This window comes from Micromonospora citrea, assembly GCF_049629545.1.
Taxonomy (GTDB): Bacteria; Actinomycetota; Actinomycetes; order Mycobacteriales; family Micromonosporaceae; genus Micromonospora; species Micromonospora citrea_A.
On the sequence record NZ_JBNADX010000022.1, the window covers coordinates 15,407 to 37,625 of the forward strand.

Annotated in this window: 18 protein-coding genes and 1 riboswitch; of the genes, 8 read left to right on the forward strand and 10 right to left on the reverse strand. The window is 74.1% G+C overall.

The features are described from left to right. The first annotated feature begins 157 nt into the window (after window positions 1-157). From ACPFP2_RS21940 to ACPFP2_RS21950, 3 genes are all read left to right on the forward strand, one after another. Window positions 158-2,701, forward strand: a complete 2,544-nt coding sequence (locus ACPFP2_RS21940) for a S8 family serine peptidase (RefSeq protein WP_424091049.1) — start codon at window positions 158-160, stop codon at window positions 2,699-2,701. A 46-nt stretch (window positions 2,702-2,747) separates the two neighbouring features. After that, complete coding sequence (locus tag ACPFP2_RS21945; RefSeq protein WP_424091050.1) at window positions 2,748-3,668, forward strand: GNAT family N-acetyltransferase; 921 nt, start codon at window positions 2,748-2,750, stop codon at window positions 3,666-3,668. Between the two features lie 100 nt (window positions 3,669-3,768). Next, window positions 3,769-4,011 (forward strand): hypothetical protein, encoded by a 243-nt coding sequence (locus ACPFP2_RS21950; protein WP_424091051.1) that lies wholly within the window; start codon window positions 3,769-3,771, stop codon window positions 4,009-4,011. Window positions 4,012-4,090: 79 nt separating this feature from the next. On the opposite strand, the gene groL is transcribed toward ACPFP2_RS21950, so the two are convergent. The 3 genes from groL to ACPFP2_RS21965 form a co-directional block, all read right to left on the reverse strand. Further along, window positions 4,091-5,713: a chaperonin GroEL gene (gene groL, locus ACPFP2_RS21955; protein WP_424091052.1), complete on the reverse strand. Its 1,623-nt coding sequence runs from the start codon at window positions 5,711-5,713 to the stop codon at window positions 4,091-4,093. Window positions 5,714-5,989: 276 nt separating this feature from the next. Further along, entirely contained in the window at window positions 5,990-7,381 is a 1,392-nt protein-coding gene (locus tag ACPFP2_RS21960; RefSeq protein ID WP_424091053.1) for a hypothetical protein, read from the reverse strand. Between the two features lie 108 nt (window positions 7,382-7,489). Beyond that, window positions 7,490-7,693 (reverse strand): cold-shock protein, encoded by a 204-nt coding sequence (locus tag ACPFP2_RS21965; protein ID WP_111217633.1) that lies wholly within the window; start codon window positions 7,691-7,693, stop codon window positions 7,490-7,492. Window positions 7,694-7,912: 219 nt separating this feature from the next. On the opposite strand from ACPFP2_RS21965, the gene ACPFP2_RS21970 reads away from it, so the two are divergent. After that, window positions 7,913-8,443: an N-acetyltransferase family protein gene (locus ACPFP2_RS21970; protein ID WP_424091054.1), complete on the forward strand. Its 531-nt coding sequence runs from the start codon at window positions 7,913-7,915 to the stop codon at window positions 8,441-8,443. Between the two features lie 246 nt (window positions 8,444-8,689). On the opposite strand, the gene paaN is transcribed toward ACPFP2_RS21970, so the two are convergent. After that, window positions 8,690-10,363, reverse strand: a complete 1,674-nt coding sequence (gene paaN / locus ACPFP2_RS21975; RefSeq protein WP_424091055.1) for a phenylacetic acid degradation protein PaaN — start codon at window positions 10,361-10,363, stop codon at window positions 8,690-8,692. Between the two features lie 173 nt (window positions 10,364-10,536). Between paaN and ACPFP2_RS21980 the strand changes: the two genes are divergently transcribed. After that, the gene (locus tag ACPFP2_RS21980; RefSeq protein ID WP_424091056.1) at window positions 10,537-10,827 is read left to right on the forward strand and encodes a hypothetical protein; all 291 of its coding nucleotides are present in this window, start codon (window positions 10,537-10,539) and stop codon (window positions 10,825-10,827) included. Between the two features lie 19 nt (window positions 10,828-10,846). Here ACPFP2_RS21980 and ACPFP2_RS21985 read toward each other — a convergent pair whose 3' ends face one another. Further along, a complete protein-coding gene (locus ACPFP2_RS21985; RefSeq protein WP_424091057.1) occupies window positions 10,847-11,866 on the reverse strand; it encodes an N-acetyltransferase family protein in 1,020 nt (339 codons plus the stop codon). 503 nt (window positions 11,867-12,369) lie between these two features. Continuing rightward, window positions 12,370-13,659, reverse strand: coding sequence for a threonine synthase (gene thrC, locus ACPFP2_RS21990; protein ID WP_424091058.1), 1,290 nt, complete (start codon window positions 13,657-13,659; stop codon window positions 12,370-12,372). A gap of 11 nt (window positions 13,660-13,670) precedes the next feature. Continuing rightward, window positions 13,671-13,803: riboswitch (SAM riboswitch) on the reverse strand. 164 nt (window positions 13,804-13,967) lie between these two features. Between thrC and ACPFP2_RS21995 the strand changes: the two genes are divergently transcribed. Further along, window positions 13,968-14,672, forward strand: a complete 705-nt coding sequence (locus ACPFP2_RS21995) for a hypothetical protein (RefSeq protein ID WP_424091059.1) — start codon at window positions 13,968-13,970, stop codon at window positions 14,670-14,672. 18 nt (window positions 14,673-14,690) lie between these two features. On the opposite strand, the gene ACPFP2_RS22000 is transcribed toward ACPFP2_RS21995, so the two are convergent. Continuing rightward, on the reverse strand, window positions 14,691-15,989 hold the full coding sequence (locus ACPFP2_RS22000) for a low temperature requirement protein A (RefSeq protein ID WP_424091060.1): 1,299 nt from the start codon (window positions 15,987-15,989) through the stop codon (window positions 14,691-14,693). Between the two features lie 126 nt (window positions 15,990-16,115). Between ACPFP2_RS22000 and ACPFP2_RS22005 the strand changes: the two genes are divergently transcribed. Continuing rightward, window positions 16,116-16,790 carry a hypothetical protein gene (locus ACPFP2_RS22005; RefSeq protein ID WP_424091061.1) on the forward strand — a complete coding sequence of 225 codons (675 nt, stop codon included), beginning with the start codon at window positions 16,116-16,118 and terminating at the stop codon, window positions 16,788-16,790. A gap of 66 nt (window positions 16,791-16,856) precedes the next feature. On the opposite strand, the gene ACPFP2_RS22010 is transcribed toward ACPFP2_RS22005, so the two are convergent. After that, complete coding sequence (locus ACPFP2_RS22010; protein WP_424091062.1) at window positions 16,857-17,303, reverse strand: DoxX family protein; 447 nt, start codon at window positions 17,301-17,303, stop codon at window positions 16,857-16,859. 149 nt (window positions 17,304-17,452) lie between these two features. Between ACPFP2_RS22010 and ACPFP2_RS22015 the strand changes: the two genes are divergently transcribed. After that, window positions 17,453-18,109 (forward strand): DUF4232 domain-containing protein, encoded by a 657-nt coding sequence (locus ACPFP2_RS22015; RefSeq protein WP_424091063.1) that lies wholly within the window; start codon window positions 17,453-17,455, stop codon window positions 18,107-18,109. A 108-nt stretch (window positions 18,110-18,217) separates the two neighbouring features. Here the strand turns inward: ACPFP2_RS22015 and ACPFP2_RS22020 are convergent, their stop codons facing one another. Both ACPFP2_RS22020 and ACPFP2_RS22025 read right to left on the reverse strand, forming a co-directional pair. Next, window positions 18,218-19,105 (reverse strand): ABC transporter permease, encoded by an 888-nt coding sequence (locus tag ACPFP2_RS22020; protein ID WP_424091064.1) that lies wholly within the window; start codon window positions 19,103-19,105, stop codon window positions 18,218-18,220. Next, complete coding sequence (locus tag ACPFP2_RS22025; protein WP_424091065.1) at window positions 19,105-22,002, reverse strand: alpha/beta fold hydrolase; 2,898 nt, start codon at window positions 22,000-22,002, stop codon at window positions 19,105-19,107. Before ACPFP2_RS22025 ends, ACPFP2_RS22020 begins: the two co-directional genes overlap by 1 nt. Window positions 22,003-22,219 lie beyond the last annotated feature (217 nt).

The following is a 22,219-nucleotide window of genomic DNA, read 5'->3' on the forward strand; positions in this document are numbered from 1 at the left end:
GCAGCAGGCCCCGCTCCCCCGGGTACGCGACGACACCCGCGTGACCACGGTCGGTCACCGCTCCGACGGCGGACTGGCAGTCACCCTCCGTGATGTCCCGATCGGCGGCAGGGCCGGCCGTGGGACGGGCGTGGCACGGTCGTGGGAGAGTGCTGCCATGCAGGCCGAGCCTCCCCACCGGAACGTCGGGCACGCCCTGCCCGCCGACGGACCGGCCAGTCCGTGGCCGGTGCTGGCGGCGGTCCTGGCCGGGCTCTGGACCGTCGGGTTCACCGTGGTCAGCCAGCTCACCGGTTGGGTGACCGACCAGGTCCTGCTCGCCTCCGGGCTGGCGCGGGTGGTGTGGCTATGGCCGGTGATCGGTCTGTCCACCGTCCTGCTGGTCGGCGGTCCGGCGCTGGCGCTGGCCCGGCTGCCCCGCTCGGCGGCGGTGCGGGCGAGCGGCCGGGCGTGGTTGACGGCGGCGCTGGCGCTCGGCGGACTGGCGCTGCTCCGGGCGGTTCCGCCGGTGCACCACGAGGCGTACCTCGCCGCGCTGGCGATCAGTGCGACGGCGTCCGCGCTCGTGGTACGCCGGCTCGCCCGCCGCCGCGCCGCCGCCCCGGCGTCGGATCGACCGTCAGGCGGCGGTACCGAGGTGGCGGCGACGTCGGAGACGGACGGCCCCACGGTGCGTCGGCCGGCCGGGCCGGCCCGGTGGACGCCCGGTCCGGCCACCCTGTTCGGGATGGCCGGCGGGCTGGCCCTGCTGCTGCCCTGGGTCTGGGTGGGGGCGCTCGGCGGGCTGCTGGAGACGCTCCTCGCCGGGCTCGCGGCGGCGGCGCTCGGCGTGCTGGCCGGGAGCCTGCTCGACGGCGCCTTCTGGGCCCGCTTCACCGTCGGCGCGCCACCCCGACCGGCGCGGTTGGTGCTGGTCGGCGGCCTGGTCGCCGGGGTGGCGCTGCTGTTGGTCGCCGCCGGGGTCGGGCAGTCCGGCGCACAGCTGCCCCTGCTGCTGGTCCTGCCGCCGACGGCGTTCGCGCTGGCCGCCCTGCACGCCACCGCCGTACGCCGGGCCCGCCCGGGTGGGGACACCGGCGACCGGACCACGGACGTCGCCGGGAGCGGCACGTCGGCGGGGGCCGGCTGGCTGGTCGGGCTCGGTGTGCTCGGCCCGCTGGCCCTCACCGACCCGGAGGAGATCACCCTGCTCCTGGCCACGGCCCGCGACGTGCCGTTCTGGGTGGCGGTGGCCGCCGGGGTCGGGCTCGCCGTCGCGGTCCTGCTCGCCCTCGGGTACGGCGTGCTGCTGGCCCGGCCCGGCGCCCGGCCGCCGAGCCGCCGGGTGGCCGCGGTGACCGCCGCCGCGCTGCTGGTCACGGTCGGGGTGGTCGCTGCCGGCCCGGGGCAGCCCGGCCTGCACGGCGAACGGCTGCTGGTGGTGCTCCGCGAGCAGGCCGATTTCTCCGGTGTCCCCGCCGGGACGCCGGGGCGCGCCGGCCGCGACGCCCGCATCGCCGAGGTGTACCGCCGGCTGGTCGACACCGCCGACCGGACCCAGGGCGACCTGCGCCGGGAGCTGACCCGGCTGCGGCTGCGCCCCACGCCGTACTACCTGGTCAACGCGATCGAGACGGACGGCGGGCCGGGGGTACGGGCGTGGCTCTCCGGCCGGCCCGAGGTGGCCCGGGTGCTGGTCAGCCAGCGGGTCCGCCCGGTGCCCGCCCCCGCGCCGACGACCGGGGGCGACCTGCCCGCCCCCGTCGAGCCGGTGTGGAACGTCCGGACGATCGGGGCCACCCGGGTCTGGTCCGAGCTGGGGGTGACCGGGTCCGGCGTGGTGGTCGGCAGCTCCGACTCCGGGGTGGACGGCCGCCACCCGGCGCTCGCCGACGGGTTCCGGGGCGGCGACGACTCCTGGTACGACCCGTGGGACGACACCAGCGCCCCGAACGACTCCGGTGGGCACGGCACCCACACCGTGGGCAGCGCCGTCGGCCGGGACGGGATCGGGGTGGCCCCGGGGGCGCAGTGGGTGGGCTGCGTCAATCTCGACCGCAACCTCGGCAGCCCGGCGCGCTACCTGGACTGCCTCCAGTTCATGCTGGCCCCCTTTCCGCCCGGTGGTGACCCGTTCACCGACGGCCGGCCGGCGCGGGCGCCGGACGTGCTGACCAACTCGTGGGGCTGCCCGCCGATCGAGGGCTGCGACCTGGGGGTGCTGCGCCCGGCGACCGCCGCGCTGGCCGCCGCCGGGATCCTGGTGGTGGCCGCCGCCGGGAACACCGGCCCGTACTGCGGCTCGATCGCCGACCCGCCCGCGCCGTACCCGGACGTGCTGACCGTCGGCGCGGTGGACCGGGACCGGACGGTCACCGAGTTCTCCAGCCGGGGCCCCGCCCCGGGCGGCGCGGCCAAGCCGGACCTGCTCGCCCCGGGCGCGGGCGTGCTCTCCGCGATGCCCGGCGGCGGGTACGCCACCCTCGACGGCACGTCGATGGCGACGCCGCAGGTGGCGGGCGTGGTGGCGCTGATGTGGTCGGCGAACCCGGCGCTCGTCGGCGACCTGACGCGCACCCGGGACATCCTCCGGGACACGGCGAAGCCGGCCGGGGAGAGCATCCGCGCCGACACCGCCCGGCAGTCGTGCGCGGGTCGCGACACCACCGGCGCGGGCGTCGTCGACGCGTACGCGGCGGTGCGGGCGGCCCGCGCCGGCTGAGCGGGTCTTGCGCCGACCCGTGGTGGTTGATCTAGGGTCGGCGACCATGGAGCTCCGCCTCGCCGAACTGCCCGTGGACCGGGTGCCCGACGCCGTCGCCCTCTGCCGGCGTGCGCTCGACCTGCCCGAGGACGCCGCGGAGGCCGCGCCCCTGGTGGGCACCCTCTGGACCCGGGCCGCCGCCGACCGGCCGGTGCTGGCGCTCGGGGCGTACGCGGGTGAGGAACTTCTCGGGGTGCTGATCGGGTCGCTCTCGGCGGTCGATCCCCGGCTGGGACACGTGGACCTGGTCGCGGTCGAGCCGGGACACCGCCGCCGGGGCGTCGGGCGGGCGCTGCTGAGCGGGGCGGAGCAGCGCCTCGCCGGGCTCGGCGCGGCCGAGGTGCTGCTGGCCGGGAACCCGCCGTACTACGGCTGGCCGGGGATCGACGTGCGGTACACCCCGGCGGTCTGCCTGGCGCTGGCGGCAGGCTACCGGCAGGACCGTACCGCCTGGAACATGACCGCCGACCTGTCGTACGACGGGTCGCCGGCGCTGCGCACGACGGAGCCGGCGATGGCCCGGCTCGCCGGCCGGGGGATCTCGGTACGCCGTGCGGAGCCGGCGGACCTGCCGGCGCTGGCCGCGTTCGCCCGGTCCACCTTCGGCGGCTCGTGGGACGGCGAGCTGGCCGGCTCGGTCGGCCGCGACGACGCGGGCTGCCACCTGGCGGAGCGGGACGGGGAGATCATGGGGTTCGCGGCCTGGGGGTCGTCCCGGCCGAGCTGGTTCGGGCCGATGGGCACGGCGCCCGCGGCGGCGGGGTCGGGGATCGGCGGGGTGCTGCTGCGCCGCTGCCTGGCCGACCAGCGGGCGGCCGGGATCACGGCGGCGCAGATCGGCTGGGTGGGGCCGGTGCCGTTCTACTCGGGCAGCGCGGGCGCTCGGATCGAGCGGGTCTTCTTCCTGTACCGCCGGACGCTCTGAGCAGGCCGCTTTGTGCGGCATAACAGACAGATCACCACATAGCGCTGTTCACCCGCGCGGGTGATCGACGCCCCCTACCGTTTCGGTAGAGGAGGCGGCCATGACCACGGACGACGAGCAGACCGACGACGCGGTGCCCGGCGCCTGGGCGCCGGTCGGCGACCCGCCCACCCCGGTGCCGTTCGACCGCCGGGACTACGGCGACGCCGAGCAGATGGCGGAGATGACCGGCATCGACGAGCCGGCGGTCGACGAGCCGGTGACCGTGGTGGACGAGCCGGTCCCGGTCCCCCCGCCGTACGACCGGGCGCAGAAGCGGCGCAACCACCGGCCACTGCCCTGACGGGCCGCTCGGCCCGCTGACGCGGAAGGGGCGGACCGCTGACGCGGCCCGCCCCTTCTCGGCGTTGCTGGAGCTGGACTCAGAAGTCCATGTCCCCGCCACCCGGACCAGCCGGGGCGGCCGGGGTCTTCTCCGGCTTGTCCGCCACGACGGCCTCGGTGGTGAGGAAGAGCGCCGCGATCGACGAGGCGTTCTGCAGCGCCGAGCGGGTCACCTTGGCCGGGTCGATGATGCCCGCGGCCAGCAGGTCGACGTACTCGCCGTTGGCGGCGTTGAGGCCGTGACCCGGGTCGAGGTTGCGGACGTGCTCGACGACCACGCCACCCTCCAGGCCGGCGTTGACGGCGATCTGCCGCAGCGGGGCGTCCAGCGCGATCTTGACGATCTGCGCGCCGGTGGCCTCGTCGCCGGTCAGGTCCAGCTTGTCGAAGGCGGTCTTGCCGGCCTGCACCAGCGCGACGCCACCACCCGGGACGATGCCCTCCTCGACGGCGGCCTTCGCGTTGCGGACGGCGTCCTCGATGCGGTGCTTGCGCTCCTTGAGCTCGACCTCGGTGGCCGCACCGACCTTGATCACCGCAACACCGCCGGCCAGCTTGGCCAGGCGCTCCTGCAGCTTCTCACGGTCGTAGTCGGAGTCGCTCTTCTCGATCTCGGCCCGGATCTGGTTGACCCGGCCCTGGATCTGCTCGGCGTCGCCGGCGCCGTCGACGATGGTGGTCTCGTCCTTGGTCACCACGACCTTGCGGGCGCGGCCCAGCATGTCGAGGCCGACGGCGTCCAGCTTGAGGCCGACCTCCTCGCTGATGACCTGGCCACCGGTGAGGATGGCGATGTCGGCCAGCATGGCCTTGCGGCGGTCACCGAAGCCCGGCGCCTTGACGGCGACCGACTTGAAGGTGCCCCGGACCTTGTTGACGACCAGGGTGGCCAGGGCCTCGCCCTCGATGTCCTCGGCGATGATCAGCAGCGGCTTGCCCGACTGCATGACCTTCTCCAGGATCGGGAGCAGGTCCTTCACCGACGAGATCTTGCTGTTGACGATCAGGAGGTAGGGGTCGTCGAAGACGGCCTCCATGCGCTCCGGGTCGGTCATGAAGTACGCGGAGATGTAGCCCTTGTCGAAGCGCATACCCTCGGTGAGCTCAAGCTCCAGGCCGAAGGTGTTGCTCTCCTCGACGGTGATGACGCCTTCCTTGCCGACCTTGTCCATCGCCTCGGCGATGATCTCACCGACGGTGCTGTCACCGGCGGAGATGGAGGCGGTGGAGGCGATCTGCTCCTTGGTCTCCACGTCCTTGGCGAGCTTGGACAGCTCCTCCGAGACGCTGGCCACGGCAGCCTCGATGCCCCGCTTCAGGGCCATCGGGTTGGCGCCGGCGGCCACGTTGCGCAGGCCCTCGCGGACCAGGGCCTGGGCCAGGACGGTCGCCGTCGTCGTGCCGTCACCGGCGACGTCGTCGGTCTTCTTCGCGACCTCCTTGACCAGCTCGGCGCCGATCTTCTCGTAGGGGTCCTCGAGCTCGATCTCCTTGGCGATGCTCACACCATCGTTGGTGATGGTGGGGGCACCCCACTTCTTCTCGAGCACGACGTTGCGGCCCTTGGGGCCGAGCGTCACCTTCACGGCGTCGGCGAGCTGGTTCATGCCCCGCTCGAGGCCGCGGCGCGCCTCTTCGTCGAACGCGATCATCTTGGCCATACGGCGTTGTCCTCCTGGACACTCACGGGCCACCCGAGTGTTGTGCCCCGGATGGGCCGCCTGGTGTACGCACCTTGGGACGTCGCCACCTGGCGACGACGACGTCCTTCGGCCGGGCCGGATAGCCCGCGACGACCGGCCATGTGCCCCGGCGACGTTGTGGAACGCCTCCGCGACCGTGGCCCCACCGCCCCGACCTTTGGCACTCACGGTATGCGAGTGCCAATGACTTGTTTAGCACTCTCCCCTGCCGAGTGCAAGCACACTCCGGTCCGGTCAGCCGAGTTCGGCCGCCAGTCGGGCGGCGTCCACCGGGCCCTCCTGGGCCCGCTGTTCGGCGTACGTGGCGACCAGTCCGACGAGCTGGATCACCTGGACCGGAAGGGTCAGCAGGGACGACACCAGGGTCACCGCCACCACCACCGCCGTCGAGACGGGGGTGCCCAGCGGGTCGGCGCCGAACGGGGCCGTCGCGACGGTCTCCAGCACGAAGCCGACCACCGCACCGGCGAACAGCGCCAGCGCCACCAGGCCGACCCGACCCAGCACCAGCCCGAGCCGATCGTGGAAGAACCGGAACGAGCGACCGATCGGGTTCTGCCGCTCGAAGAGGTAGACCGGGCCGGCGAGGGCGAGCGCGAAGGCGAGGTAGATGCCCGGCAGCACGAAGAAGCAGACCCCGACCATCACCAGCAGGGAGATCAGCAGCTGCCAGCCCCACAGGCCGAGCGCGCGGCGCAGGCCGTAGCGGAACGCGCCACCGAGGTCGACCGGCTCACCGGCGGCCTGGCGGGCGACCACCCACGTGCCGCCCGCCCAGCCGACGCACTGCACCAGGCTGAACAGCAGGCTGGCGAGGAACACGGCGGAGCCGAACACGGCCAGGTCGGTCAGGAAGCCGTCGGGCAGGGACCCGTCGGCCGGCAGTTCCTCCCCGGCACCGGGACCGAACACGAGCGAGACCAGCGAGACGACCAGGCCGGGCAGCACCTGGGTGAGGAAGAGCAGCGGCAGCAGCAGCCGCCAGCCGCGGCGCACCGCTCCGGCACACCGGGCGAACCAGCCGTTGACGCCGGCGTGCGGCGGGTTGACCAGCGGATCGTCCGGATCCCATCCGCCTGCACCGGGCCAGCCGTACGGGAGGTGCCCGCCGTACGGCGGGTAGCCCGGGGGGAAGCCGGCGTACGGGCCGGCACCGGGCGGGAAGCCACCGGTGGGCGGGAAGACCTGGCCCGGGACGGCCGGATCCCACGGGTACGCCGGCTGGCCGGGCGCCGTGCCGGCCGGACCTCCCGGCGCGGTGGAGCCGGGCGGGCCGAAGGCCGCGGTGGAGCCGGGCGGGCCGAAGGCCGCGGTGGAGCCGGGCGGGCCGAAGGCCGCGGTGGGGTCGGGGGCGGCCCACCTGGGAGCGGTCGGGTCGGGATCGGCCGGGTCCGCAGGGGTCGGCCCAGGGGCAGGCTCGTCCGCCTCGGGGCGGGTCGGCCCGCCGGGCCCGGCGGCGACCGGCTGGCCCGGCCCGTCGAGGCCCGTTGCGGAGGGCTGATCCGACGAGGCGGGGCCGGTCGGCTGCCGGGGCACGGCCGGGTCGGCGGACTCGGGGCGGCCACCGGGGCCGGACGAACCGGCGGAACCGGGCCCGGGAGAACCCGGAGGGGACTGGTCGGACATGGGCCCTCCTCAGCGACGACGGCTGGAACGGCTCATGATCTTCCCTGGCCCTCGCCGGCGCCGCTGCCCCGGGGACGGGGCGGATCGGCGAGCGGGGCCGGGCCCGACTCAGGCGATGACGCGAACCTGCTCGGCCTGCGGCCCCTTCTGCCCCTGGGCGATCTCGAACTCCACCCGCTGCCCGTCGTCCAGCGCCTTGTAGCCGTCCATCTCGATGGCGGAGAAGTGGACGAAGACGTCCTGGCCGCCGTCGACGGCGATGAAGCCGTAGCCCTTTTCGGCGTTGAACCACTTCACGGTGCCCTGTGCCACGGTGCACTTCCTCACTTAGCGCGGCGTTCCACAACCCCGGAGGCCGGCGGGCCGGCACCGGACGACCACCGTTCGAGATCGGCGACGGCCGCTGAATCGGTGACCGAAATCGCACGCTACACGAGGAGTGACGACGGCGCACGACCACAAATCGGGCATATTCCGGCGCAGGGCGACCGCTGCGCCCATCGGTGACCGTCACTGGGGTATGCAGGTGACATGACACCCCTGCCGGCCCCGTCGGACACCCGGACGGCAACCGTGCGGCGGGTCCGTCCCGCCGACGCCGCCCGGATGCGGGCGCTGCGACTGGAGATGCTCGCGGACTCGCCGCTGGCCTTCCTGGAGACCGTCGCGCAGGCCGCCGCCCGCCCGCACGCCGACTACGCCGCCCGGATCGCGCACGTCTCCCAGGGCTGCCAGACCGCCCAGTTCGTCGCCGACCCCGGTGGCCGGCTGGTCGGGCACGCCGGTGGCACCGTGTCGCCCGACGAGCCCGGCCTGACCGTCGTGTACGCCGTCTACGTCACCCCCGCCTGGCGCGGCCGGGGCCTGCTCGGCGCGCTGATCGACGGGGTGGCCGCCTGGTCACGCGGGTGCGGCCGGCCGGAGCTGATGCTGGAGGTGGTGGTCGGCAACGACCGCGCCTACCGGGCGTACCAGCGGCTGGGTTTCACCGACACCGGGGTGCGCGTGCCGCACCCGACCGTCCCCGCCATGCGCGAACTCCAGATGCGCCGCCCCGCCTGAGGCCGGACCGACCTCCCGCCGACGCCGAGCGCAGGAGGAGTCCGGACAGCGACCACTCCCACCCGAACCCGTAGGACTGTCACGCAGGGCAGCACCCCCATGATCCCAAGGTCCGGGCGGCCAGGAGCCACCCCACGACCGGCCGGACCCGAGGGTTTCCGGGGCAGCCCGCCCCGCGCAGGGATCAAGCCTGACCGCCCGGAGCGGGGTGGGCTGCCCCGGAAACCCCCACCGTGACAAACAGACTCAGACGTGCCGACGCGACTGCACGACCCGGAACCGGTTCGCCACGTACGCGCCGTCGGTCAGGGCGGCGTTGGCGGCCGGGTTGGCGCCGCTGCCGTGGAAGTCCGAGAACGCGGCCGACTGGTTGACGAACACCGCGCCGGTCAGGTTGCAGGACAGGTGCACCCCGACGTCGATCGCGGCGGCCTCGGCGGCGTCCAGCACCGACGGGTCGGTCGAGTAGACGGCGGCGGTCAGCGCGCCCTTCTCCCCCACCGTCGAGCGGAGGATCTCCAGGCTGTGCGCGGTGGAGTCGGTGGCGATGACGAACGAGATCGGCCCGAACCACTCCTTGCCGTAGACCTCGGTGTCCCCGGCGGCCAGCTTGACGATGGTCGGCGTCCGCACCACCGCGCCGGGCAGCGACGGGTGCTCGACGGTGCGCGACTCCAGCACCGCCTCGCCGACCTTGGTGACCTCGTCGAGGCGCTCCAGCACCCCGTCGTTGACGATCGCGCCGGTCAGCTCGACGCCCCGGGCCGGGTCGGCGGTGAGCTTGCCGACCGCGGCGGCGATGCCGGCGGCCACCTCGTCGAAGGTCTTGTGCCCCTGGTCGGTGGCGATGCCGCCGGCCGGGATGAGGATGTTCTGCGAGGTGGTGCACATCTGGCCGCTGTAGAGCGTGAGCGTGAAGCCCAGGTTGCGGCACATGCCGGCGAAGTCGTCGGTTGAGTCGACGACGACCGCGTTGAGGCCGGCCTTCTCGGTGTAGACGGCCGCCTGCCGGGCGTTCGCCTCCAGCCAGTCGCCGTACTCGGTGGAGCCGGTGAAGTCGACGATCCGGACGGCCGGGTGCAGGGCCAGCGTGGAGGCGAGCTTCTCGCCCGGCGCCTCGGGAGCGAGCAGCACCAGGTTGGGGTCGAAGCCGGCCTCGGCGAGCACCTCACGGGCGTACCTGACGGTGACCGCCAGCGGCAGCACCGCGCGCGGGTGCGGCTTGACCACGACCGGGTTGCCGGTGGCCAGCGAGGCGAAGAGGCCCGGGTACGAGTTCCAGGTCGGGAACGTGTTGCAGCCGATCACCAGGGCCACGCCCCGGGGCACCACGTGGAACGTCTTGGTCATCCGCAGCGGGTCGCCCTTGCCGGCCGCCTTCTCCCAGCCGGCCGTCCCCGGGTGCCGGGTCATCTCGGCGTACGCGTAGGCGATCGCCTCCAGCGCCCGGTCCAGCGCGTGCGCGCCACCGGCCTGGAAGGCCATCACGAACGCCTGGCCGCTGGTGAACTGCACCGCGTTGGCCAGCTCGAAGATGTGCCTGTGCAGCCGGGCCAGGATCTCCAGGCAGACGCCCACCCGGGCCTGCGGGCCGGCGTCGCGCCAGGCCGGCAGGGCGGCGGTGGCGGCGGCGACCAGCCTGTCGGCGCCCGCGTGCGGGTAGCGCACGTTCAGCTCCAGCCCGAACGGGCTGGTCTCGGTGGCGACCCGGTCGCCGTCGCCGGGCTGGTCGAGGGGGAAGTCGCCGTCGAGGTACGCCTCGAACGCCGCCTTGCCGTCGGCGGCGGCGGTCTCGCCGTACACCCGGGGGCTGGGGGACTCGGGGTAGGCGGACCAGTACGCCCGCTCCGTGATCGCGGTCAGCGCCCGGTTGAGGGTGTCGGCGTGCCTGTCGTACAGGGCCTGCGGGGTCTCCGTCATGCCCGCCATCATGCAACAGTCGGCCACCAGATCAGTAGGGGCGTGTCACAACTGGAGATCGCCGTCGGCCACTGGAGTCGGGCCGTCCGCGCCGCCCGGGCGGAATGACCGGTGCGGTGCCGGGTAAGCCGGGCCACCGGTGTCAGGAGACAGCACGACAGGAGGTGGCCGCGATGCCCTTCGTCCAGGTGATCGAGTACGAGTCGGACCAGCGGGACAAGGTGCGCGAACTCAGCGAGGAGTGGGCGCGGGAGGCCCCGAACGGCGGCCCCAGCCGGTTCGTGATGGCGGAGGACCGGGAACGTCCGGGCCACTTCGTCATGGTCGCCGAGTTCGACAGCTATGAGCAGGCGATGGCGCACAGCGGGCGGCCGGAGACCGGCGCGTACGCCGAGCGGATGCGGAAGCTGGCGAAGGGGACTCCCCGCTACGTCAACCTGGAGGTCGCCCAGGAGCAGGGCTGACCGCCGGGGCGTCGGGACCTCACAGGGTCAGTTGCCACTCGGTGGAGGCGTCCACCGGACGGAAGCCGACCTGCTCGTTGATCCGGATCATGTGGTCGTTCTCCGCCGCGTTGTAGGTGTCGACGGCCCGCAGTTCCGGCTCGTGGGCGAGGACGTGACCCAGATTCTCGATCTTGGTGAGCAGGCCGAGCCGGCGACCGCGGTGGTCCGGGTCGACGATGGTGATCTGCTGCCAGGCGTGCCAGGTGCTGCTGGCCGTCAGGCTGACCAGGGTCCAGGCGGCCAGCCGCCCGGTCGCCTCGTGCACCGCCCCGAGGTGGTACCGCCGGGTGCCCCGCGCGTCGAGCGCCCGCTCCATGCCCCGGATCCGGTCCGCGTCGACCTGCTCCTGCTCCCACTCGAGGTCGCCGGTGGGCGCGTCGGTCATCAGCCGGCCCTCCAGGTAGGCGACGTCGGCGACGTACTCCTCGGGGGTTCTCTGCCGCCAGCGGACCGTGCGGTAGCCGGCGGCCGCCCCCCGGGCGTCGGCGGCGAGGGCGTCGAGCGCGGCCCGGTCGAGCGCGGTGAGGTCGAGCCGGCGGCGGACCTCGACGAGCACGGGACGCGCGCCGAGCGCGGCGGCGAAGGCGTCCCCGGCCGGATTCCGCGCCGGGCCACCGGGCAGGGCCGACACGGTCGAGCCGACCACCCGCTTGCGCCCCGCCTCGCGGAGCAGCCGCAGGCCGTGCTCGTGCAGCGCCCGGCCCACGCCGCGCCGCCGGTACGCCGGGTCCACCACCAGCTCGGCGCCGGCGTTGTCGGTGTTGTCCAGCAGGGGCAGCTCCAGGCGGAGCCAGCCGGCCGGCGTGCCGTCGAGCCGGGCGAGCACCCACCGGATGTCGACGCCCGGCATCGGGTGCCGGATCATCGCCTCGAAGCGTCGCCGGCAGTACGGCGGAAGGCCCGGCAGGCCCACCGGCTCGGCGGCGGCGCCGATCCGGTACGCCGCCTCGACGGCGGCCGGGTCGGCGAGGTCGAGCGGTGCGACGTCGATGCCCATGGTGGCGAGCCTGGCCGAGACGCAGCGAAGGGGCCAGCGATTTTCCGCCGGCCCCTTCGGACGTTGGTCGGGAGGGACGTCCGCACAACGCCTCCGGCGTTGGGTCGCAAGAACTTGAAAAGTCTCCGGCGGATGCCCTCCCGCACGGAGCATCTTGCGCCGTCCGGTTCCTGTCGTCAAGTCCTGGTCGGCGGTTTTTCCGCACTCACAGCGAAAAGCCAGTTACCCGGCGGATCGACCCGATCCCCCGTCCGGGCGATCCACCCCTCCCCCGATGGGCTGGCAGCCGGGAGTGCCGGGTGCCGGCGGGGGGTGCCGGCACGCCATGGCGGCGACATGGCGGTATCCGGGCCGCTCCGACAGCGCCGTGTCGCCGACATGGAGTCGATCACGCACACGGTGCGGCGGCTCGGACGCACACTGACCCGGCCACGGGGGCAGGCCGGGTGGCCCGGGTGGCGGGGCTCACCGGCCGGGGACCCGCACCGCCCGGGCGGTGCGGGTCAGGAGAGGAGACCGGCGTCGCGGGCGGCGCGCAGCGACGGCTTGATGCGGTGGGTGGGGCCGACCTGGCCGGCGACCGCGTCGATGGTCTTGAGACCCTCGCCGGTGTTGAACACGACGGTCTCGGCGGTCGGGTCGAGCCGACCCGACTCGACCAGCTTGCGCAGCACCGCCACGGTCACCCCACCGGCCGTCTCGGCGAAGACCCCGGTGGTACGGGCGAGCAGCCGGATCCCCTCGCGGATCTCCTCGTCGTCGACGTACTCCATCCAGCCGCCGGTGCGGCGCACCGCCTCCAGCGCGTACAGGCCGGCGGCCGGGTCGCCGATGTTGAGCGACTTGGCGATGCCGGTCGGCTTGACCGGGGTGATGGTGTCCCGGTCGTCGTGCAGGGCGGTGGCGATCGGGTTGCAGCCCGCGGACTGTGCGCCGAAGACCTTCCAGCCGCCGGCCGGGGCCTCGACCAGGCCGATCTCGACCAGCTCGGAGAACGCCTTGTCGATCTTGGTGAGCAGCTCGCCGCTGGCCATCGGGATGACCACCTGGGCCGGGATGCGCCAGCCGAGCTGCTCGGCCACCTCGTACCCCAGGGTCTTCGAGCCCTCGGCGTAGTACGGCCGGACGTTGACGTTGACGAACGCGGTGTCCTCGAACTCGTCGGTCTCCACCAGTTCGCCGCAGAGCCGGTTCACGTCGTCGTACGAGCCGTCGATGGCGACCAGGTCGCCGCCGTAGACCGCGGTGGTGACGACCTTGCCCTGCTCCAGGTCACCGGGGATGAAGACCACCGAGGGCACCCCGGCCCGGGCGGCGTGGGCGGCGACCGAGTTGGCCAGGTTGCCGGTCGAGGCGCAGGCGAACCGGGTGAAGCCGAGCGCGCGGGCGGCGGTCAGCGCCACCGAGACGACCCGGTCCTTGAACGAGTGGGTCGGGTTGGCGCTGTCGTCCTTGACCCACAGCGGCGCGGTGATGCCCAGCTCGGCGGCGAGGTTGGGGGCGGCGACCAGCGGGGTCAGCCCCGGGTCGAGGGTGACCCGGGTGGCCGGGTCCTGCCCGGCGGGCAGCAACGCGGCGTACCGCCAGATGTTCTGCGGGCCGGCCTCGATCTGCTCGCGGGTGACGGTGGCCAGCGCGGCGGCGTCGTAGTCGACCTCCAGCGGCCCGAAACACTCGTAGCAGGCGTGCTGGGCGGCGAGTGGGTAGCGCGCCGAACAGGCGCGACAGACCAGGGCACGGGCGGGGCCGGCGGTGGTGTCGATACCGGGGGCGGCGGGAAGCGTCGACGTCATGTCGAGAGGTCCTCTCATCTTTCCCCGCATCGCACCCTGCGGCGGGGACGGAATTGGCACCTGCCCGCGCCGGCTCGTCATCGAGCGTGCGGGTGGTTGCCGGGGCGTCGTCGGGCCGTATCCCTCAGCCCCTCTGGATGAGGTATGTAGTTGTGCCGCCGAGTCTAAGCAGATCCGCGACGCTCGCCCACCCGGGTTCCCACGGTGTGAGCCATCCCGCGGGCCGCCGCGATCCCCGCCCGCGGGGGACGGTGGCGGGGGGTCAGTACGGTGCGGGCACCCGATCATCGAGAGAGGAACCTCCGCCCATGCGCCGGACCCTGCCGAGCTTCGCGGCCCTCACCCTGGCCTGCCTGCTCACCGCGTGCGGAGGTGACTCCGGTACGACGGCCAGCGCGTCGACCACCGTCACGCCCGCGGCGGCGACGCCCAGCGCCTCCGCCCCGGCCCCGATCGCGCCGAGCGCGGACACCGCCACCGCAACGCCGGCCGGCGGCAGCGCCCCCGCCGAACCCGCGCCGCCGAAGCCGAAGCCGCCCACCGTGCCCCCACTCACCTGCGCGCAGCTCGCGGACGCGCAGCTCGGCAGCGCGGCGACGCCGTACAACGGCTATCCCGATCACATCCCGCTGACCGAGGGGATCTGGAACGGCGAGGACGGGGCGACCGTCGAGTTGCAGAGGCCGTGCGCCACCGGCGACCTGGACGGCGACGGGGCGGCGGACGCGGTCGGCACGGTGCGGCTGCGGGCCGGCGGCACCGGGCAGTTCTGGACGGTCGCGGTGTGGCGCAACTCCGGCGGCGAGCCGGTCTACCGGGCCCTGGTCGACCTGGGCGACCGCAACCCGGTGACCTCGGTCAGCGTCTCCGGGCAGCGGGCCACCGTCGTCTGGCTGACCCGCAGCGACGGCCGGGGCATGGCCGAGCTGGACATCCGGCGCACCTCGGTCTACCGGCTCTCCGGCACGACCCTCGTCGAGGTCAGCCACACCGACGCGCCCTACACCCCCTGACGCCGTCGGCGGCGCCGGTCACCGCCGACGGCGCCGCCACTCGGTCTCCCGGGCCTCGTGCGCCTCGCGCTCCTCCCGGATCGCCTCTTGCAATCCTCGTCGGGAGTCGGCGAGGAAGACGATCTCGGCGATGACCACCCCCAGGCAGATCACGGCGAGCAGTCCCAGCGCCACCACCGCCGGGAGCCGGCCGGCCAGCGGTACGGCCCCGGCGATCAGCAGCACCCCGACCACCCGGGTCCAGACCATCGTGCCGAGGGCGCGGAGCTGGAACGCGATCAGCGCGAGCAGGTACAGCCCGACCCCGGCATAGAGCAACGTGGCGCCGAGCCCGTGCACCGGCTCGAGGACGTGGGCCTCGGCGACGCCGAGGAAGCGCACCATCTCCTCGCCTCCGGCGGCGAGCAGGATCAGGCCGGCGATGATCGGCAGGTGCAGGTAGATGTAGCCGTCGCGGGCCAGGGCGACCCGCTCCCGGCGGGGCAGGGCGTGGATCGTCAGCTCGGCGGCGTACGCCAGGCTGTCGAAGTAGAGCCACCAGAGGCTCGCGATGGCGACCAGTCCCACCAGCGAGGCGAAGAACGGCGGCCAGGTGATCGGCTGACCGAGCACCCCGCTGCCGATGCCGATCGAAATGATCAACTCGCCGAAGGCGATGATGACGATCAGTTCGAACCGCTCGGCGAAGTGGCCGGGCGCGGCGAGCCGCCACCCCGCCAGTCCGACCGCCAGCCCGGTGCCGTACTCGACCAGCACGGCGAGGATCCACAGCCCGACGCGGACGCCGAAGGTGTCGAGGTCCGGGGAGATCCAGGGCAGGAACGCGGCGACCAGGAGCAGCCCGGTGGAGACGAACACCGCCACGCCGATGCGGGTGAGCTGGCGCCGTTCGACGGGCACCTTCCGGACGACGTACCAGTGCAGGCCGAGGTGCAGCCACCGCAGCGTGAAGTAGCAGATCGGGAAGAGCACCGGTCCGGAGATGTCGCCGGGCGGGTCGCCGAAGGCGTGCGGGATGGTCAGGGCGATCGCCAGCGCAGCCCCCATGGCGGCGAAGGTCACCAGCGGGGCGATCCCCTCCCCCAGCCGGATCCGCTGCGCGACGAGCATGTGCGCCACCCAGCAGAGCCAGAGCAGCGCCAGCACCAACAGGCCCTTGACCAGACCGTGGACGGTCAGGTCCTCGGCCACGTACCGGGAGAGGTTGAAGAAGCCGTAGACGAAGATCAGGTCGAAGAAGACCTCGACCCGGGCCACCCGGGTGCCGGCGGAGACCGTCCGGACCGGCTCCCTCCGGGGCGTCCCAGGCTTGCTCATCAGCGCGAGTGTGGCAGCCGGACCGGCCGCCCGGGCCGGAACGGAGGGACCGCCGGCCGACGATCACCGCACGGTGGCGGGGAGGGACTACGGTACGGGCTCCGCGCGGGAGGGGAGTGTCGGAGGATGCGTCGGAAGCTGGTGCCGGTGGCGGCGCTCGCGATGGTCTGCCTGCTGACCGTGAGCGCCTGCGGGTCGGGTGGCAGCACGAGGAAACGCTCCCGCTCCACCGACCGGGCGCCGGCCGCCGCACCGGGCACGAAGAAGGACCGGGACGTCGACGCGACCCTCCCGGCCGCGACGCCCGGCCCGACCGCGAGCCGGCGCAGGGACGTCCGGCTCGGCTGCGACGACCTCGAGGACGCGCAGGTCGGCAGTCGTACGGTCCGCTACCGGGGCCTTGCGCAGCCGGTCACCCTCGACGACGGGACCTGGCGGGGGCGCGACGGCACGACGGTGACCCTGCAGCAGGCGTGCGGTGTCGGCGACCTGGACGGCGACGGGGTGGCCGACGTGGTCGGCGCGGTCGCCCTCAACGGCGGGGGCAGCGGCACCTTCTTCACCCTGGTGGCCTGGCGCGGCGGCGGTGGGGAGCCGGTGTTCCGGGCGCTGGCCGATCTCGGTGACCGTACGCCGCTGGAGCGGATCAGCATGGCCGGTCGGAAGGCCACGGTCGTCTGGTTGACCCGGTCGGCCGGGCGGAGCCTCGCCGAGCTGAACGTCCGGCGTACCTCCGTCTACCAACTCTCCGGCGCGAAGCTCGTCGAGGTGAGCCACACCGACCAGCCGTACGCGCCCTGACGTCGGGGGCACGTCGCCGGAGACCCCGGGGGAGACCGGCATCCGGCGACGTGTGCCGCGGTCGGGTCAGACGGGGACGGAGGTCCGCCCGGCCGCGGGCGCCACGGTCTCGCCGCGCCTGCGGCGGATCAGCGCGTCGAGCGCCCACGGACCCGGGCCGAGCACCACGACCAGGGCGAACGACCAGCAGAAGAGCGCGGCGAGCTCCCCGCCGTTGCGCAGCGGCAGCAGCCCTTCGGGCTGGTGCACCACGAAGTAGGCGTACGCCATCGAGCCGGACGCGACGAGCGCGGCGGGTCGGGTGGCGAGGCCGGCCAGCACCAGCGCGCCGCACAGGACCTGGATCAGCGCGGCCCACCAGCCCGGCCACTGGCCGACCGGTACGGCCTCGCCGCTGCCGCGGTTGCCACCGAGGACGCCGAAGAGCGACGCCAGTCCGTGGCAGAGGAACAGCAGGCCCACGACCATGCGGAACAGGGACAGGGCAGGACCGTTCAGACGGTCGAGATTCATCGACACCTCCAAGGAGTGGGACAGGTCACTCCAGGATGAGGCACAAATGAATCCAAGTTAATAAATTCCTTGCTGGTGGGAAGGTCTCCGGGGATCGACGCCGGCGACGCCTCCCCCACGGAGAGGCCGGGCCGTGCCAGGATCCGACGGTGACGAGGACGAGAGCGGGCCGGCTGTCCACACTGGCCGCCGTCGCGCTGGTCGCCGGCTGCGCAACCGGCCCCGTGCCGTCCACCGCGCCCGCGCTGACCCACACGGCCACCACCGCGCCGACCGGTTCGCCCGCCGTCGCCGCCCCGCCGCCCGACCACTGCCCACCCGGCGGCGTACGGATCACCGCGCTCGACGGTAACGCGGCCATGGGCCTGCGGGCGATGGGCATCGAACTGGTCAACTGCGGCAGCACCCCGTACCGGCTCAAGGGCTGGCCGGTCCCCCGACTGCGCGACGCCGACGGGGACCCGATCGAGGTCCGGATCGTCCAGGGCGCCCGCGGGATCACCGCCGGCTTCGACGCCCCGCCCCGGCAGCTCGTGCTCCGCCCCGGCGAACGGGCCGGAGCCGCCCTCATCTGGCGCAACCTGGTCGACAACCCCACGGTGCCGGCGGTCGACGGCCGGTTCCTGGAGGTCGCCCCGGTGGCGGACCGCCCGGCGGTCCCGGTGGACCTGCGAAGCTCGATCGACCTGGGCAACACCAACCGGCTCGGGGTCAGCGCCTGGAGCAGGCGGGAAGATTCCTCACCGAGCGTCCCGCCCACCCGCGCACCGGCCGAGGCCACCCCACCGCCCGACAGCCGACTCTGAACCCCGACAACGGGTGCGCGCCGGATTGACCTGCCCGTCACCGTGTCGGCGGAACGGCGGTGTCCGACCGACACCGACACCGCCATTCCGCCGACCCGGCGAGCCCGGCTACGAGGTGACGTCCTTGCGGGTGAAGCGCCAGAACGCCAGCCCCCAGAAGATCGTCGCGTAGCTGATCGCCGAGATCGCGCCCCGGACCACGTCGTCGGTCTGCATCGGGGTGGAGAGCAGCCCGAGCCAGGCGGTGCTGTAGTGCGTCGGCAGGAAGGCGCGCAGCGCACCGAGCGCGGTGATCTGGTCCAAGATGCTGGAGAGGATCCAGAGCAGCACCGCGCCGCCGACCGCGCCGAGCGCGGCGTCCGTGGTCACCGACAGCAGGAACGCCAGCCCGGCCACCACCAGCAGGACGACCGCCAGGTAGCCGAGCACCGCCAGCAGCCGCAGCACCCCGTCGGTCGGGGCCAACTCGGCGGCGACCTGGCTGCGCAGCGGCTCCCAGCCGTACCGGAGGGTGCCGGCGAGCAGGGCGGTGCCGGCGAGCAGCAGCAGGGCCAGCGCCGAGTACGCGAGCGCGACCAGCAGCTTCACCGTGAGCAGCCGGGCCCGGGGCACCGGCACCGCCAGCAGGTAGCGCAGGCTGCCCCAGCTCGCCTCGCTGGCCACCGTGTCCCCGCAGAACAGCGCCACCACCACGACCAGCAGGAAGGACGCCGAGACCAGGATCGAGAAGAGGGTGAAGTTCAGCCCGCCCGAGGTGGCCAGGTCGGCCAGGCTGGCGAACTCGCCCCGACCGTCGCGGTCGTCGTCGCCCGAGTCGAACTGGAACGCGATCAGGATGATCAGCGGCAGCAGCACCATGAACCCGAGCGCCAACTGGGTACGCCGCCGCGACGCCTGCCGGCGGAACTCCGCCGCGAACGGCAGGGTGGCCGAGGGCCGGTACCCGGCCGCCGCCCCGCCCGGCCCGACCTCCCCCACGGAAGACGACTGAGCCATCACCGGTCCCCGCTTCCCCGAGAGTTCTCGCCCACCAGGGCGAGGAACGCGTCCTCCAGGCGACGCCGAGGCACCACCCGGTCCACCCCGATCCCGGCCCGGACCAGTTCGGCCACCACCTCGCTGCGGGCGGTGCCGTTGGTGTCCACCACCAGGCCACCGCCACCGCCGTCCGGCGGCACGTCCCCGCCGTCACCGGCGGCGAGCACCCGGACCCCGTCCAGCCCGTCCAGCACGGCGCGGGCGGCGACCGGGTCGGTCACCTCGAACAGCACGCTCGGCGACTCGCCGACGATCTCCCCGACCGGGCCGGAGGCCACGATCCGGCCCTTGTTGACCACCACCGCGTGGGTGCAGGTCTGCTCCACCTCGGCCAACAGGTGGCTGGAGACCAGCACCGCCCGACCGTCGGTGGCGTACCGCTGGAGCACCCGGCGCATCTCGGCGATCTGCGGCGGGTCCAGCCCGTCCGTCGGCTCGTCGAGCACCAGCAGCTCCGGCAGGCCGAGCATGGCCTGCGCGATGGCCAGCCGCTGCCGCATGCCGTGGCTGTAGTTCTTCGTCCGCCGGTGCACCGACGCGCCCAGGCCGGCGATCTCCAGCGCCTCGTCGAAGTGCGCGTCCGCCCAGGGCCGCCCGGTCGCCCGCCAGTACGCCTTCAGGTTCTCCAGGCCGGACAGGTGAGGCAGGAAGCCGGGCCCCTCGACCAGCGCGCCGATCCGCGACAGCACCGGCGAGCCGGGCACCAGCCGGTGCCCGAACACGTAGATCTCGCCGGCGGTGGGCTGGGTCAGCCCCATCAACACCCGCAGGGTGGTGGTCTTGCCGGCGCCGTTCGGCCCGAGCAGGCCGACCACCTGGCCGGGGTGCACCTCGAAGTCGACCCGGGAGACCGCGACGAAGCCGTCGGCGTACTCCTTGCGCAGGTCCCGCACGGCGAGCGGGACGCCCGCGTACTGCGGGTGCACGGAGCTGTCCTGGCGGCGGCGCCGGCGGCGGGCGACGGCGACGACCGCGGCGAGCCCGACCGCGATGGCCGCGAGCAGCCCGACCAGCACCCAACGCCACACGGTGGCGGTGGTGGGGATCGGGGCGGCGTCGACCGTCGGCAGGGTCAACGGGGCGTCGCCCACGGCGACCGTGTGCACGGTCGGCTCCACCGGCGTGGCGTACGCCTGGTCGGAGGTGGCGACGACGACCCGCAGCCGGTGTCCGGCCTCGATCCGGCGGACGATCGCCGGCAGGGTGACCTGGACCGGCTGCGCCGCGTCGACGGTGGTCGGCAGGCCGGTGAGCCGGACCGGGGCGACCAGCCCGGAGGGGAGCGTGGTCGCGCCGCTCGGGTCGACGTCGTAGAGCTTGACGAAGAGCACCGCCTCCCCGGTCGGTGACGCCGCCCGGAGGGAGACGGTGGGCGAGCCGACCACGTCCACCGCCTCGGTCAGCGGCGCGGACTCGAAGCGGGCGTGCTGACCGGGGATGTCCCCGGCCACCCCGTCGAGCAGCGAGCCGAGCGCCCCGGCGAACGGCACCGAGGAGATCGCCGCCGGGTTGCCGGCCGGCGGGTTGGCGACCGGCTGGGCCGGCCCGCGCACCGCCACCTCGCGCCGGGCCTGCCCGGTCAGCCCCGGGTAGTCGGTGATCCGGTAGCCGGTGGCCACCAGTCCCCGGTCGAGCGCGTCGAAGCCGGCGATGCGGGAGAAGGTGAAGTCGTCGCCCGGGGCCGGGCCGTCACCGGCGACGTAGTGGTCGAGCCACTGCGCGGTCAGGAACTTCACCCGGTCGGAGTCGGTCTTCGGCCCCTCGCCACCGTCGTGCCCGCCGGTGAACCAGGCGACCCGTACCGGGGTGCCGGCGGCGGCGATGCCGCGCGCGTTGGCGTCGGCCTCGGCCAGCGGGAAGAGGGTGTCCGCCTCGCCCTGCACCAGCAGGGTGGGCGCGTCGATCCGGTCGAGCACGCCGGCCGGGGAGGAGCGGCGCAGCAGGTCCACCGCGGCCTGGTCCGCCCGTCCGGTGGTGGCGATCCTCAGGTACGTGGCGCAGACGTCGGCGGCGAACCGGCCGCAGGACGGGTCGGCGGCCCCGGCGGGCGCCCGGGACGGACCGGTGCCCGGCCCCGCGCCCGGCCCCGGGCTGGGCGGGCCGGCCGAGGCGGGCGCGCCCTCGGGCACGGCGGCCGAGTTGCCGGAGATCCCGGCCGGGCCGGAGCCGGCGTTGCCGCCGCCACCGAAGAAGATGCCGGCCCAGCCCTTCTTGAACACGCCCTCGGTGGCCGGTTTGCCGGTGTTCTCCGGGAGGAAGGCGCGGGACAGGTCGTTCCAGGTGATCATGGGGACGATCGCGTCGACCCGCCGGTCCTGGGCGGCCAGCAGCAGGGCCAGGCCGCCGCCGTACGAGCCGCCGACCACACCGACCCGGGGGTCACCGGCGGCGTCGGTACGGATCTCCGGCCGCGCGGCGAGCCGGTCCAGCAGCCGTTGGGCGTCGCGGACCTCGTAGTCGGGGTGGTCCAGGTGGATCTCGCCGCCGCTGCGGCCGAAGCCGCGCGCCGTCCAGGTCAGCACGGCGTAGCCGCGTCCGACCAGGTCCTCGGCGTCGGCGCGGACGGAGTCCTTCGTGCCGCCGAAGCCGTGGGCCAGGAGCACCGCCGGCACCTTCCGGTCGGCCGAGGCGTCCTCGGGCAGCCAGAGCGTGGTGTCCAGCTCGACCGGCTCCTCGCCGCTCGGCCCGGAACGGACGGTGACCAGGGCGGACTCGGTCCGGAAGGCGGGCCCGTCGGGTCGGGCCGCCCAGAGGACGGCCGCGGCCAGCAGCACGGCGACCACCGACGCGGCCACGATCCGGCGTCGGCTGGCCAGGAGGCGGCTGCGCCGTACGGCCGACAGCGGTGATCTCATGCGGCAAAGGTACGGCCCGGTTCCTGAGCGTTGGCTGGGATCCTCCGTACGTCCGTCCGGTTCGTCCGATCGGAGCCCGGATCCGGTCGACCGCCTCCCGTCCAGAGCGACACCGGCGGGACGGCTTCGGATTACGTGAATTCCGATCTTCATCCGAAATCACCTCGGATTCGGCCAGGTCGACACCCTCAGCGGCACTTTGCGTGTCGATCGGACC

Coding starts and splice junctions, on each gene's coding strand:
- ACPFP2_RS21940 (WP_424091049.1), top strand. CDS start 158: ATGCAGGCCGAGCCTCCCCACCGGAACGTCGGGCACGCCCTGCCCGCC.
- thrC (WP_424091058.1), bottom strand. CDS start 13,659: ATGACGTCGACGCTTCCCGCCGCCCCCGGTATCGACACCACCGCCGGC.
- ACPFP2_RS21995 (WP_424091059.1), top strand. CDS start 13,968: ATGCGCCGGACCCTGCCGAGCTTCGCGGCCCTCACCCTGGCCTGCCTG.
- ACPFP2_RS21945 (WP_424091050.1), top strand. CDS start 2,748: ATGGAGCTCCGCCTCGCCGAACTGCCCGTGGACCGGGTGCCCGACGCC.
- ACPFP2_RS21980 (WP_424091056.1), top strand. CDS start 10,537: ATGCCCTTCGTCCAGGTGATCGAGTACGAGTCGGACCAGCGGGACAAG.
- groL (WP_424091052.1), bottom strand. CDS start 5,713: ATGGCCAAGATGATCGCGTTCGACGAAGAGGCGCGCCGCGGCCTCGAG.
- ACPFP2_RS22000 (WP_424091060.1), bottom strand. CDS start 15,989: ATGAGCAAGCCTGGGACGCCCCGGAGGGAGCCGGTCCGGACGGTCTCC.
- ACPFP2_RS21950 (WP_424091051.1), top strand. CDS start 3,769: ATGACCACGGACGACGAGCAGACCGACGACGCGGTGCCCGGCGCCTGG.
- ACPFP2_RS22005 (WP_424091061.1), top strand. CDS start 16,116: ATGCGTCGGAAGCTGGTGCCGGTGGCGGCGCTCGCGATGGTCTGCCTG.
- ACPFP2_RS21970 (WP_424091054.1), top strand. CDS start 7,913: ATGACACCCCTGCCGGCCCCGTCGGACACCCGGACGGCAACCGTGCGG.
- ACPFP2_RS22025 (WP_424091065.1), bottom strand. CDS start 22,002: ATGAGATCACCGCTGTCGGCCGTACGGCGCAGCCGCCTCCTGGCCAGC.
- ACPFP2_RS22020 (WP_424091064.1), bottom strand. CDS start 19,105: ATGGCTCAGTCGTCTTCCGTGGGGGAGGTCGGGCCGGGCGGGGCGGCG.
- paaN (WP_424091055.1), bottom strand. CDS start 10,363: ATGACGGAGACCCCGCAGGCCCTGTACGACAGGCACGCCGACACCCTC.
- ACPFP2_RS22010 (WP_424091062.1), bottom strand. CDS start 17,303: ATGAATCTCGACCGTCTGAACGGTCCTGCCCTGTCCCTGTTCCGCATG.
- ACPFP2_RS21985 (WP_424091057.1), bottom strand. CDS start 11,866: ATGGGCATCGACGTCGCACCGCTCGACCTCGCCGACCCGGCCGCCGTC.
- ACPFP2_RS21960 (WP_424091053.1), bottom strand. CDS start 7,381: ATGTCCGACCAGTCCCCTCCGGGTTCTCCCGGGCCCGGTTCCGCCGGT.